13 protein-coding genes are annotated in these 13006 nt (G+C 58.6%); 10 read left to right on the top strand and 3 right to left on the bottom strand.

Going from position 1 to position 13006, the window contains the following annotated elements:
* Positions 1–45 precede the first annotated feature (45 nt).
* Positions 46–1227 (top strand): arabinose transporter, encoded by a 1182-nt coding sequence (locus tag ACXIZX_RS13030; RefSeq protein ID WP_479404322.1) that lies wholly within the window; start codon positions 46–48, stop codon positions 1225–1227.
* Here the strand turns inward: ACXIZX_RS13030 and pdxR are convergent.
* The gene (gene pdxR / locus ACXIZX_RS13025; protein ID WP_479404321.1) at positions 1190–2626 is read right to left on the bottom strand and encodes a MocR-like pyridoxine biosynthesis transcription factor PdxR; all 1437 of its coding nucleotides are present in this window, start codon (positions 2624–2626) and stop codon (positions 1190–1192) included. The genes ACXIZX_RS13030 and pdxR overlap by 38 nt on opposite strands.
* A gap of 86 nt (positions 2627–2712) precedes the next feature.
* Here pdxR and ACXIZX_RS13020 point away from each other — a divergent pair, with 86 nt between their 5' ends.
* Entirely contained in the window at positions 2713–3156 is a 444-nt protein-coding gene (locus ACXIZX_RS13020) for a rhodanese-like domain-containing protein (protein ID WP_479404320.1), read from the top strand.
* Here the strand turns inward: ACXIZX_RS13020 and flk are convergent.
* Entirely contained in the window at positions 3153–4184 is a 1032-nt protein-coding gene (flk, locus tag ACXIZX_RS13015; protein WP_008101238.1) for a flagella biosynthesis regulator Flk, read from the bottom strand. The genes ACXIZX_RS13020 and flk overlap by 4 nt on opposite strands.
* Before the next feature lie 112 nt (positions 4185–4296).
* On the bottom strand, positions 4297–5202 hold the full coding sequence (locus ACXIZX_RS13010) for a DMT family transporter (protein WP_479404319.1): 906 nt from the start codon (positions 5200–5202) through the stop codon (positions 4297–4299).
* A 94-nt stretch (positions 5203–5296) separates the two neighbouring features.
* Between ACXIZX_RS13010 and ACXIZX_RS13005 the strand changes: the two genes are divergently transcribed.
* From ACXIZX_RS13005 to dedD, 8 genes are all read left to right on the top strand, one after another.
* On the top strand, positions 5297–6076 hold the full coding sequence (locus ACXIZX_RS13005; RefSeq protein WP_479404318.1) for an AraC family transcriptional regulator: 780 nt from the start codon (positions 5297–5299) through the stop codon (positions 6074–6076).
* A 58-nt stretch (positions 6077–6134) separates the two neighbouring features.
* Positions 6135–7259 (top strand): 4-phosphoerythronate dehydrogenase PdxB, encoded by a 1125-nt coding sequence (pdxB, locus tag ACXIZX_RS13000; protein WP_479404317.1) that lies wholly within the window; start codon positions 6135–6137, stop codon positions 7257–7259.
* 101 nt (positions 7260–7360) lie between these two features.
* Positions 7361–8371 (top strand): aspartate-semialdehyde dehydrogenase, encoded by a 1011-nt coding sequence (locus ACXIZX_RS12995; RefSeq protein ID WP_008101230.1) that lies wholly within the window; start codon positions 7361–7363, stop codon positions 8369–8371.
* Complete coding sequence (gene truA / locus ACXIZX_RS12990) at positions 8371–9177, top strand: tRNA pseudouridine(38-40) synthase TruA (RefSeq protein WP_479404316.1); 807 nt, start codon at positions 8371–8373, stop codon at positions 9175–9177. Before ACXIZX_RS12995 ends, truA begins: the two co-directional genes overlap by 1 nt.
* Positions 9178–9204: 27 nt before the next feature.
* Positions 9205–9858, top strand: coding sequence for a DedA family protein (locus ACXIZX_RS12985; protein WP_479404315.1), 654 nt, complete (start codon positions 9205–9207; stop codon positions 9856–9858).
* Positions 9859–9990: 132 nt separating this feature from the next.
* Positions 9991–10899 carry an acetyl-CoA carboxylase, carboxyltransferase subunit beta gene (gene accD / locus ACXIZX_RS12980; protein ID WP_008105205.1) on the top strand — a complete coding sequence of 303 codons (909 nt, stop codon included), beginning with the start codon at positions 9991–9993 and terminating at the stop codon, positions 10897–10899.
* Between the two features lie 66 nt (positions 10900–10965).
* On the top strand, positions 10966–12234 hold the full coding sequence (gene folC, locus ACXIZX_RS12975) for a bifunctional tetrahydrofolate synthase/dihydrofolate synthase (protein WP_479404314.1): 1269 nt from the start codon (positions 10966–10968) through the stop codon (positions 12232–12234).
* On the top strand, positions 12224–12973 hold the full coding sequence (gene dedD / locus ACXIZX_RS12970; protein WP_008105201.1) for a cell division protein DedD: 750 nt from the start codon (positions 12224–12226) through the stop codon (positions 12971–12973). The genes folC and dedD overlap by 11 nt, the downstream gene beginning before the upstream one ends.
* The last annotated feature ends 33 nt before the right edge of the window (positions 12974–13006 follow it).

Below are 13006 nucleotides of genomic sequence, written 5' to 3'. Positions count from 1 at the left end.
TGGCAGCAAGCGCGTGTCTGGTTAGTACAAGGAGTTAGACCCATCATGACCACGACTGCTGACGCGCAGACGCAATCCGTTATGCCGCTGGCCTGCACCTCATTTGCGGTGTTCCTCACTTATCTGACCGCTGGCCTCGCGCTGCCGGTGATCCCGCTGTATGTCCATCATGAACTCGGCATGAGCAACCTGATGGTTGGCGTGGCGGTGGGGATTCAGTTCTTTGCCACGTTGTTAACGCGCAGCTTTGCCGGACGTCGTGCCGATCAGCACGGTGCAAAACTCACCACCCAGCACGGCATGCTGGCCATCGCGCTGGTGGGCGTGGCGTATCTGGCGGCGGCGTTGTTACCGGTTTCTCCGTGGACGAAGTTTGGTTTGCTGGCGGTGGGACGCTTGCTGTTAGGGTTCGGCGAAAGCCTGCTGCTGACCGGCAATCTGACCTGGGGCATGGGATTGGTGGGCAGCAAACGTTCCGGATTAGTGATGTCGTGGAACGGCATGGCGATTTACGGATCGCTGGCGGCTGGTGCGCCGCTCGGCTTGCTGATCAATCAGCACGGCGGTTTTGCTGCGTTGGGCGCTGTCGCACTGGTTCTGCCGTTGCTGGCGCTGGGGATCAACAGTTGGATTGGTAAAGTGCCGGTCGCCGGTGGCGAGCGGCCATCGCTGTTCAGCGTAGTGAAGATTATCTTTCAGCCGGGATTGGCGCTGGCGCTGCAGGGCACCGGCTTTGCGGTAATCGGCACCTTTACATCACTCTATTTTGCTGCAGAAAACTGGGGCAATGCCGGTTTCGCGCTGACCGCTTTTGGCTGTGCGTTTGTGCTGGTGCGCGTGTTCTTTGGCGGCTTGCCGGATCGACACGGTGGCGTAAAAGTGGCGATGGTCTCTTTGCTGGTGGAAACCGCCGGTCTGCTGTTGCTGGCGTTTGCCAGTTCCGGCTGGATGGCGCTGATTGGTGCGGCTCTGACCGGCTGCGGCTGCTCGCTGATCTTCCCGGCGCTGGGCGTCGAAGTAATCAAACGCGTATCGCCACAGATTCGCGGCACCGCGCTCGGCGGTTTCTCGGCGTTTCAGGATATCGCCTACGGTGCCAGCGGCCCGTTGACCGGCTTGCTGGCAACGGCGCTGGGTTACGGCTCGGTCTATGTTGCGGGTGCCTGCTGTGCGGCGCTGGGCATTCTGGTCACCTGGACGTTTGCGCGGAGTGCGACAACAGCGTAACCAGCTTATCGCAGGCGCTGACAATCTCACCGGGCGTCAGCGCGGCAAAGCCCAGCAGCCAGCCCGCTTGCTGCACTTCACCGCCATAAAGCGGTGACAGGCGCGGCAGCAGCAATCCGACTTCGCTGGCTTGTTGCGTGAGTCGCGCTTCATCTCCTTGCAACAGCTGTACCGTCAACTGTAAGCCGCCCGCCGCTGGCAGCGGTTTGAGCCACGGTTGTAGGCGCGTTTCAATTTGCGCCAGCAAGCAGTCACGTCGGCTGCGATAGAGTTGGCGCATCAGGCGCAAATGGCTGGCGAAATGGCCTTGCTGCAGAAACTCCGCGCATATCGCCTGCGGCAGCAACGCGCTGTGACCATCCATCACGCTACGTGCGCGGCCCAACGGCTCCACCAATTGTGGTGGCACCACCATCCACGCCAGCCGCAACGATGGGAACAGCGTTTTGGAAAAGGTACCAAGGCAAATTACTCGACCATCCGCTGCTAATCCTTGCAGCGCCGGAGCGGGGCGATCCTCGTAGTGAAATTCGCTGTCGTAATCGTCCTCAATCAGCCAGCTATCCTGCTGTTGCGCCCACGCCAGCCACTGCAAGCGCCGCGCCAGGCTCATCGCTGTGCCGGTGGGATAGTGATGTGCTGGTGTCAGATAGACCAGTTTCGCGCTTCTGCTCAGCGGCACTGCGCCTTCCGCATCCAGCGGCATCGCGCGACAGCGCGCTCCGGCGGCAAGAAACGCATTGCGCGCGCCGGGATAACCCGGCTCTTCCAGCCACACTTCGTCACCCGCATCGAGGAACATCAGCGCCAGCAACTGTAGCGCCTGCTGCGAGCTGGTGAGGATCACCACTTGCTCTGCGGTGCAGCGTACGCCGCGTGACAGCGCCAGATAATCCGCCACCGCTTGGCGCAGCGACGGCAATCCAAGCGGATCGCCGTAACCCATCACTTTGCTGCCCAGCGAGCGCTGAACCTGATTGCTGATACGACGCCACTGCGCGTGCGGGAAGGCGCGTAACTCGGGTGACCCGGCGGCAAAGGCGTGAGGAAAGGGCGCATCCTGACAGCCGCCCGTTGCCAAAACCTGCTGGCCACGCTGGGAAAAGTGCGGTGATCGCTCGATGCGGGGTTTCAGGGTGGGCGACGCCATGCGAATCGAAACAAACGTCCCGCGTCCAGCGTGACGCTGAAGATAACCTTCGCTCTCTAACTGCGCGTAAGCCGCCTCCACCGTGACGCGCGACAGCGATATATCGCTGGCTAACTGGCGGCTGGACGGCAACTTCTGCTCATGCCGCAGATGCCCGTTGGCGATGGCCTGACGCAAGGTATTGCACAATCGCTCACGTAAACCGCCCTGAGTTTGATGGCTAAACAGCGCGAGAAATGATGTGGTCACAATGGTCTTATCGCTCTGCTGGAAGTGGTATCAATATGCAGACCACTTTGCCGTAAACTGAGGGGAAATCACAACAGGAGAATGCGATGTCAGCGGTCTTAAAAATTGCTCCAGCCAGCGCCAGTGAAAGCGTGGCGTATCTGCAACATAAACTGGCGTACTACACCGATGCGTGGGATTTAGCGGAGGATCTGGCGCAGGGCATCAAGGCAGTCGTGGTGATCGATGCGCGCTCTGACGAGGTGTATCAGGCCGGCCATATTTGCGGAGCTCTCTCTTTTCCGCATCGCACCATGAATGCGGAATCCACTGCGCATCTCGATCGCAGCAAAGTTTACATCACCTATTGCGACGGCATCGGTTGTAACGGTTCAACCAAAGCTGCGCTCAAGCTGGCGTCGCTGGGTTTTCAGGTCAAGGAGTTAATTGGCGGGCTGGATTTCTGGAAACGCGATGGCCATCCAATGGCGTGGGACGCGGCAGCGGGTGAATGGCCGCACGCCACGCCCGCTGCCAACTGCGGCTGCTAGATAAACAGCCACAGCAGGAAGATAAACAGGAAGATACCGGCAATCAGCGTGAGTGCCGGGCGCTGGGCCAGCGGCTGCGGCAGCATCTGGATAAACGGCGACCAGATTGGCTGCGGACGAATTTGGCTATCGGCCAGCGGCTGTTCGTGCAGTTTCTCGGCGCGGCGGCTAAACAGCAGATTCAGCAGATCCTGCGTCTGCGCTGGCGTCAGCACGGTGGTCGGCAGCGCCTGGAAACGTTGCTGGCTGTAATCTTCCAGCAGTCGCTGCTCATCGTGGGTTAACGGCTGGCGCAGCGAGGTTTCCAGCATCTGCAAAGTCGGCGCACTGTGCTGAGCCAGCGTCTGACGCACCTGCAAATATTGCGTTAGCAGCGGGAAGTGGCGTGATGGAATCGGATCGCCACTTTTCAGATGCACCAGCTTCAGCGTATCGGCCAGCAGTTTCACCGGCGATTCACCGGTTTTCGCCGCAAGACGCGTAACCTGCTGATTCAGCGATTGCTGTTCTGCCGGCAACAAGCTGCGATCGGACACGCGCGTTTGCTGCGGCTGCGGGATCGCCATCTGGCCGTTTTGCAACATGGTCAGCACCTGACGCAGCTGATCCTGCGACAACGCGCTCAACACCGTTTGATTAAACTGCTGACGAATAAATTCGCTCACCGCCTGGCGATTATTGCCCTGCGGCAATTTCTCCAGCAGTTGCTGCAACAGCTGGCGCGTAGCGAGGCTGTTTTGCACTTGCGTCAAGCGACCATTGAGATGCTGTTCCGCCGCCGGGAAGTGGCGCGATTGCAGCTCCGCTTCACTCTTCACCCCAACTTCATGCCGCACGCCAGCCCAGAGTTCCGGCGCTTTCAGCGTACTCAAAGACATGATGCGCACAATCAGGCGTTCCAGCGTGGTGCGCTGGGCAGGAGAGAGCGGCTGCTCACCGGCTGGACCGCCAGGACGCGTCGGGCCAGTGGCCTGAGATAAAGGGGAACGATCGCCCGCGGGCACACCGGGACCGCTGAGAGGTTGCATGGCGGAATCCTTGAAAACGGGTCAGATCCGGGTGCGCCGGAAAAAAGAGGCCACATGATAGCAAAAGCCCCCAGGAAATCCACGGGGGCTGCGGCCTTTCCGGATAATAAAATCAGGCGGCGGGATCGGCTAGGGTTGCGCTACGCGGCTTACGCAGCGGGGTTTTCAGGCGTTGCGCCAGAATCACGCCGACTAACGTCATGCCGCCGCCAATCCAGTGATAGCCATGCAGCTGCTCATGCAGGAACATCACGGCAATAATGGCCGTAAACGCCGGAACGAAATTCATAAAAATGCTGGTGGTGCTGGCACCCAGACGCTGCACGCCGAGGATCCACAGGAAAGGTGCGATGATTGACGCAAACAGTCCGGCATACAGCACTAGCGGCAGATTGTGCATGTTCAACGTGACATCCGGCGCGCGCAGGAAGCCAGGCAGCAACAGCAGCACGCCAAAGAAAATCTGCACATACAGGCTTTGCCAGGTTGGCAGCGGAATCGCCCAGCGTTTGGTCAGCACGCCGTACAAGGCGTAGGAAGTGGACGCTGCCAGCATCATCAATTCACCATTGCCGAGCCGTTGATTCAGCAACTGCGCCGGATTGCCTTCGCTCACCAGCCACACCAAACCGGCGAAAGACAGCAAGCCGCCAATCAGAATGCCGCGCGTCGGCGCAAGGCGCAGTACCACCAGGCTGAGCAGAATGGTCAGCAGCGGAATGGTCGCGCCGAGAATCCCCATCATCACCGCAGAAACGCTGTGCGCTGCGTAATAAGCGAGGCTTTGATACAGCACCATGCCGAGCAGGCCGAGGATCAGCAATCGCCAGCCGTTGGCTTTAATAGTGTGACGATGGCGCCACACGCCCGGCAGGCAAAACGGTGCCAGCACCACCAGCGCCAGCAGCCAGCGATAGAAGGAGATCGTCGCAGGATCGATACTTCCCGCTGAGAGTTTGCTGACGATAGTGTTGATCGACCAGATCAGCACCGCGATCAGCGGAAACAGTAAATTCATGATACAGCTCCTCAGATAATCGCGAATAGTTTACGTTTGACCGGTTTAAAGTAGATAGTTAAAATCGGACAATATTTGTTAGTGACCGGACAGAATGAATCTTCAAGTCGAATACCAGCCGCCGATTGATGCACCCTTGCTGCGCTTCTTTATGCGTTACGACGAGGTCAACGCCAAAACCGAATACCTCACGCATGCGCATGATTGGGGCCAGGTGATTTTTGTCACCAGCCACGTACTGGAGATGGAAGTGGAGGGCGAACGTCTGCTGACACCCGCCGATATTCCGATCTGGATCCCACCCGGCCATCGTCACAGCAGCTACAACCACAACGATGCGCGTTTTCGTACCTTTAATCTCGCCGCCGATCTCTGCGCGGGCCTGCCGGATAAAGCCTGCTTATTGCATGTCGATGCCATTGGGCACGCCATCATGAATGATTTTGCCCGCCGTGAACTGGAGCAGCCGCAGACGCAAGCCGACTGGCGCATGTGTGAAGTGTTGATCGATCGCCTGCGTCTGGCGCCGGTGCACAACAGCTATTTGCCGATGTCGGATGACAAATTCCTCGCGCCGATTCTGCGCGCGCTTGAAGCGCATCCCGGCGATAACACCACGCTGGCACAATGGGCGAAGCGCGTGTTCACCACCGAGCGTACGCTAGCGCGACGCTGTCAGCAGCAGTTGAATATGTCGTTCAGCGAGTGGCGGCAGCGTTTACGCTTTCTGCGCGCTATCGCGCTGCTGGAGCAGGGCTGCAGCGTGCAGGGCATCGCCCATGAGCTGGGCTACAGTTCCGCCTCGGCGCTGATTGTGATGTTCCAGCAGCAGGCCGGTACCACCCCCGATCGCTATCGCAGTCGGTTAGGTTAATCCCCGGCTTTATGGCAAAATACGCGCCTTTAAATTCTCAGCAGACAGGACCGCCGCAGTGAAAATTCTCGTCGATGAAAATATGCCTTATGCCCGTGAACTGTTCAGCCGCACCGGCGATGTTGTGGCGGTGCCGGGACGTCCGTTGCCGGAAGCCGAGTTGCAAGATGCCGATGGCCTGATGGTGCGTTCCGTCACCAAAGTGAATGCGGCGCTGCTGGCCGGTACGCCGGTGAAGTTTGTCGGCACCGCGACGGCGGGCACCGATCATATTGATGATGCATCGCTGGCGGCGGCAGGCGTCAGCTTCTCTGCGGCGCCAGGCTGTAACGCCATTGCGGTGGTGGAATATGTTTTCTCCTCGCTGCTGCTGCTGGCGGAGCGCGATGGTTTTGAACTGCGCGATCGCACGGTGGGCATTGTTGGCGTGGGCAACGTCGGCGGCCGCCTGCAGAAGCGTCTGCAAGCCTGGGGCGTGAAAACGCTGCTGTGCGATCCACCGCGCGCCGATCGTGGCGATCAGGAAACCTTCCATTCGCTGGACGATCTGGTGGCGCAGGCCGACATTCTGACTTTCCACACGCCGCTGTTTAAAGATGGTCCGTATAAAAGCTGGCATCTGGCCGACGCCGCGCTGCTGATGGCGCTTAAACCCAACACCATTTTGATCAACGCCTGCCGCGGTCCGGTGGTGGATAACGCAGCGCTGCTGGAAGTGCTGAAAATGCGCCACGATCTCAGCGTGGTGCTGGATGTGTGGGAGCCAGAACCTGATCTGTCGCTCGAGCTGCTGGATAAAGTTGATATCGCCACCGCACATATCGCCGGCTACACGCTGGAAGGTAAAGCGCGCGGCACCACGCAAGTATTTGAAGCCTGGTGCGACTTTATCGGCCAGCCGCAACAGGTCGCGCTGGAAAGCCTGCTGCCCGCACCGGAATTTGGTTCTATCACCCTGCGTGGCAAGCTCGATCAGCCAACGCTAAAACGCTTAGTGCATCTGGTGTATGATGTGCGCCGCGACGATGCGCCACTGCGTAAAGTGGCGGCAAAGCCAGGCGAGTTTGATCGCCTGCGCAAGCAATATGAAGAGCGTCGTGAATGGTCATCGCTGCAGGTGCATTGCGATGATGCGGAGACGGCGGCAATGCTAAATCAACTTGGCTTCCGCGCCAGTTTGTAAAGAAATTTCAATCACCTGCAATATTGCGGGGGATAATTCCTAAATCTCGGGCGATGTTTTCATCGCCTTCTGTTTTTGTGTCAATCTCTGGAGTAACCAACATGTCTGACGGCTGGAATATCGCGCTATTAGGCGCAACAGGCGCAGTAGGGAACGCTGTACTGGAATTGCTGGCTGAACGCCAGTTCCCGGTTGGTGAGTTGTATCTGCTGGCGAGTGAAAACGGTGCCGGTGAGAACAAACGTTTCGAGGGGCGTACCGTGCTGGTGCAGGACGTGGCCGAATTTGACTGGACGCAGGTGCAGCTGGCGTTCTTCACTGCGGGTCGTGAAGCCTCGGCGCGCTATGCTGAAGAAGCTGCCAGCCAGGGTTGTCTGGTGATCGATAGTAGCGATCTTTTCGCGCTCGAGCCGGATGTGCCGCTGGTGGTGCCAGATGTGAATCCACAAGTGCTGGCGGACTACCGCAATCGCAACATCATTACCGTTGCCGACAGCCTGGTGAGCCAGCTGCTGTGCGCAATCAAACCGCTGGTGGATCTCGCCGGTCTGAGCCGTTTGCAGGTTACCAACCTGATTGCGGCTTCCAGTCACGGCAAAGCGGCGGTTGATGGCCTGGCCGGTGAAAGTGCGCGTTTGCTGAACGGCGTACCTGCGGAGCAGCACTACTTTGGCCGCCAGCTGGCGTTCAACATTTTGCCGCTGCTGGCTGACAGCAATGGCAGCGTCGAGAGTGAGCGCCGCGTGGTTGAGCAGGTGCGTAAAGTGCTGCAGGACGAAGGTTTGCCGATCGCGGTAAGCAGCGTGCAGGCGCCAGTGTTCTACGGCAACGCGCAGATCGTGCACGTGGAGAATCTGCGCCCGCTTTCAGCTGAAGAAGCGCGCGATGAACTGGGTCGCTCCGGTGATATCAACCTGAGTGAAGAGAGCGATTACCCAACGCAGGTGGGTGATGCATCTGGCAGCGACGTGCTGAGCATTGGCTGCGTGCGCAATGATTACGGCATCCCAGAGCTGCTGCAGTTCTGGTCTGTGGCAGACAACATCCGTTTCGGCGGTGCACTGATGGCGGTAAAAACTGCTGAAAAACTGGTGCAGGAGTATTTCTATTAATGTTGCCTGAAGGTAAGACGCTTAAGCTGGCGTTGGGTATTGAATACGATGGCAGCCGTTATTACGGCTGGCAGCGGCAAAATGAAGTGCGCAGCGTGCAGGAAAAGCTGGAAAAGGCGCTGTCGAAAGTGGCCGATCATCCGGTGGTGGTGTTCTGCGCGGGCCGCACCGATGCTGGCGTGCACGGTACCGGACAAGTGGTGCATTTCGAAACCACTTCGCCGCGTGCCGACGCGGCCTGGACGTTGGGTGTGAACGCCAATCTGCCTGATGACATCGCGGTGCGTTGGGTGAAAGCGGTGCCGGAGGAGTTCCATGCGCGTTTTAGCGCGACGTCGCGCCGCTATCGCTACGTGATTTATAACCATCGGCTGCGTCCGGCGATTCTGGGCAATGGCATTACCCATTATTACCATCCGCTCGATGCGGAGAAGATGCAGCGCGCCGGGCAGGCGCTGATTGGCGAGAATGACTTCACCTCGTTCCGCGCGGTGCAGTGTCAGTCACGCACGCCGTGGCGCAACGTGATGCACCTCAACGTCACGCGCCATGGGCCGTATGTGGTGGTGGATATTAAAGCCAATGCTTTTGTGCATCACATGGTGCGTAACATTGTTGGCAGCCTGATGGAAATCGGCACCGGCAATCAGCCGGAAGAGTGGATGGCGACGCTGCTGGCGGCCAAAGATCGTAAGCTGGCGGCGGCGACCGCCAAAGCCGAGGGGCTTTATCTGGTGGCGGTGGATTATCCATCCCACTTTGCATTACCTCAGCCTGCGTTGGGACCGTTGTTCCTCGCGGATTAACCGTTAATTTAAGAAGTCGGGAGTTGTATGGAGTTCATCCACTTTTTGATCGATTTTATTCTGCATATTGATGTGCATTTGGCCGAGCTGGTGGCGCAGTACGGCATCTGGATTTACGCCATTCTGTTCCTGATTCTGTTCTGTGAAACTGGTTTAGTGGTCACGCCGTTCCTGCCAGGCGATTCCCTGCTGTTTGTTGCCGGTGCGCTGGCGGCGCTGCCGGGTAACGATCTCAACGTGCATCTGATGGTGACGCTGTTGGTGATTGCCGCCATCCTCGGTGATGCGGTGAACTACACGATTGGTCGTCTGTTCGGTGAGAAGCTGTTCAGCAACCCGAACTCGAAAATTTTCCGTCGCAGTTACCTGGATAAAACCCACGCGTTCTACGATCGCCACGGTGGCAAAACCATTATACTTGCGCGCTTTGTACCAATCGTGCGAACCTTTGCCCCCTTTGTGGCAGGGATGGGACACATGTCTTATCGCCACTTCGCGCTCTACAATGTTACGGGCGCACTGCTGTGGGTGCTGCTGTTCTCTTACGCCGGTTACCTGTTTGGCGACCTGCCGATTGTGCAGGAGAACCTGAAGCTGCTGATCGTTGGCATCATCGTGGTTTCCATACTGCCAGGCGTAATTGAAGTGTGGCGTCATCGCCGCCAGCAGAAGTCACAGTAAGCTCGTTACCAGATTTTTATCCACAGCGTGAACGGGTTGTGGTTTAATGAGCGACATTTACGGCCTGCTGAAGGTGATTTCAGCAGCAATGAGAAGACTGGACCAGGTCAGCATTAAATAGAAAGGTCATCAATGAGCTGGATTGAACGCATACTGAATAAAAGCACTGCCACGCCAACGCGCAAAGCCAGCATCCCGGAAGGGGTGTGGACCAAGTGCGATAGCTGTGGACAGGTGCTGTACCGCGCCGAGCTGGAGCGTAACCTCGAGGTCTGCCCGAAGTGCGACCATCACATGCGCATGCACGCCCGTGAGCGTCTGCATAGCATGCTGGATGAAGGTTCGCTGGTTGAGCTGGGTAGCGAGCTGGAACCGAAGGATCTGCTGAAGTTCCGCGACTCGAAGAAGTATAAAGACCGTTTGGTCGCTGCACAGAAAGACACCGGTGAGAAAGATGCGCTGGTGGCGATGAAAGGCACGCTGCACGGCATGCCGATTGTTGCGGTGGCCTTTGAGTTCTCCTTTATGGGCGGCTCAATGGGTTCAGTGGTTGGCGCGCGCTTTGTGCGTGGCGTTGAGCAGGCGTTGGAAGACAACTGCCCACTGATCTGCTTCTCCGCTTCAGGCGGTGCACGTATGCAGGAAGCGCTGCAGTCGCTGATGCAGATGGCGAAAACCAGTGCGGCACTGGCGAAAATGCAGGAGCGCGGCTTGCCGTACATCTCCGTGCTGACCGACCCAACCATGGGCGGCGTTTCAGCCAGCTTCGCGATGTTGGGCGATCTCAACGTGGCGGAACCGAAAGCGCTGATCGGCTTTGCCGGTCCACGCGTTATCGAGCAGACCGTGCGTGAAAAACTGCCGCCGGGCTTCCAGCGCAGTGAGTTCCTGATTGAGAAAGGCGCGATCGACATGATCATCCGTCGTCCGGAAATGCGCTTTAAGCTGGCAAGCCTGCTGGCGAAAATGATGAACCTGCCAGCGCCGCAGCTGGATGGTGATCAGCCTAATGTGGCTGAGCCGGAGAGCAACGAAGCCTGACAGGCAACGGAAAGGCGCAGCAATGCGCCTTTTTATCAATGCACCGTAAATCAGTAAACGGGACACATGGATAATCTTCTCCTTCCTCAAGCCACGTCGCCTTTGGCCACGTGGCTTCATTATCTTGAGCATCTGCACTCGCAGGCCATTGAACTGGGTCTGGATCGTATTCAACGCGTCGCCGCACGCCTCGACCTGCTTAAACCCGCTCCTTTCGTCTTCACCGTCGCCGGTACCAACGGCAAAGGCACCACCTGCCGCACGCTGGAAACGCTGTTGCTGGCTGCGGGCTATCGCGTGGGCGTTTACAGCTCGCCACATCTGGTGCGTTACACCGAACGGGTACGTGTGCAGGGCGCTGAACTGGATGAAGCGCAGCACAGCGCCAGTTTTGCCGCGATTGAAGCCGGGCGCGGTGACATTTCACTGACCTACTTTGAGTTCGGCACCTTGTCGGCCTTCAATCTGTTCCGCGCGGCGAATCTCGACGTGGTGATCCTTGAAGTCGGCCTGGGCGGACGTCTTGATGCCACCAATATTGTCGATGCCGATGTGGCGGTGATCACCAGCATCGCGCTGGATCACACCGATTGGCTGGGGCCGGATCGTGAAAGTATCGGCCGGGAAAAAGCCGGCGTGTTCCGTGCAGGTAAACCGGCAATCGTCGGTGAAGCCGATATGCCGGGCACCATCGCGGATGTTGCGGCCGAGAAGGGCGCGGTGCTGCTGCAGCGCAATCGCGATTGGCAGTGGCAGCAAACCGGCGCCAGCTGGACGTTGCAGGATGCGCACGGCGAGCTACGTGATTTACCGCTACCGCAGGTGCCGTTACCCAATGCCGCCACCGCGCTGACCGCGCTGCGTGCGTCAGGTTTAACGGTGAGCGAAGCGATTATTCGTCAGCATCTGCCGCTCGCGATTCTGCCGGGGCGTTTCCAGACCGTCAGCGAAGCGCCGCGCGTCATTCTCGATGTGGCGCACAATCCGCATGCCGCTTATTATCTGGCTTCACGCTTGGCTGAAGAGCCGCACAGCGGTGAAGTGCATGCGGTGGTCGGTATGTTGCACGATAAAGATATCGCGGGGACGTTGGCGGCGCTGGCGCCTCAGGTTGACCGCTGGTACTGCGCGCCGCTCGACGGCCCGCGCGGTGCCTCCGCCGATGAGCTCCTCGCTCATCTGGATGGCGGCGTGGCTTATAGCAATGTTGATGCAGCCTGGCAAGCGGCGCGCCAGCAGGCGCGTCCCGAAGATGTGATTCTGGTGTGTGGCTCTTTCCACACCGTAGCGCAGGTTATGGAATCGATGGCAGCGGAGAACGGCAGTGGCAAGTAAGTTCCAAAATCGCTTAGTCGGTACGGTCATTCTGGTGGCGATTGGTGTCATCGTGTTGCCCGGCCTGCTGGACGGTAAGAAGAAGCACTATAAAGAAGAGTTCGCCGCCATTCCGCTGGTGCCAAAACCGGACGATCAGCAGGATAGCGAAATGGTGCCGCCGGTGACGCAACCTTTACCGGCACAGCCGCCGGAAGGGGCGGGCGCGGCACAAAATCAGAACGGCGGTAAGACCGCCACCAACGGCAGCGAGCAGCCAACGCAGAATAGCGAGCCAAGCGTGGTAACGCCGCCGCCGGTGCATCAGCAAGTGCAGCCGAAACCGGTTGAACAGCCGAAGCCAAAACCGGTCGAGCAGCCGAAACCGAAGCCGGTTGAACAGCCGAAGCCGAAGCCTGTTGAGCAACCGAAGCCGAAGCCTGTTGAGCAGCCTAAGCCGGTCGAACAGCCAAAACCGGTGGAAACGCCTAAGCAGAGTGAACCTGCCGCGCCAGCCGGTCAGGCGTTTGTGGTACAGCTCGGTGCGCTGAAGAACGCGGCGAAAGTGAGTGAGATTGTGGCACAGCTGCGGCTTTCCGGTTATCGCGCCTTTACCGTGCCGTCGACGCCGGTGCAGGGACAAATCACCCGCATTTATGTCGGTCCGGATGCGAACAAAGCCAAGCTGCAAGGCTCGCTGAGTGAGCTACAAAGCATTTCCGGCCTCGGTGGCGTAGTGAAACCGTATAGCGCCAGATAAAGCGCCGATAACAGAAAAAGGCGCGGCTTTACA

The sequence above is a fragment of the Candidatus Pantoea symbiotica genome, from assembly GCF_056491525.1.
The sequence above is the reverse complement of the archived record's forward strand: the minus strand, read 5'-3'. Positions and strand labels throughout refer to the sequence as shown.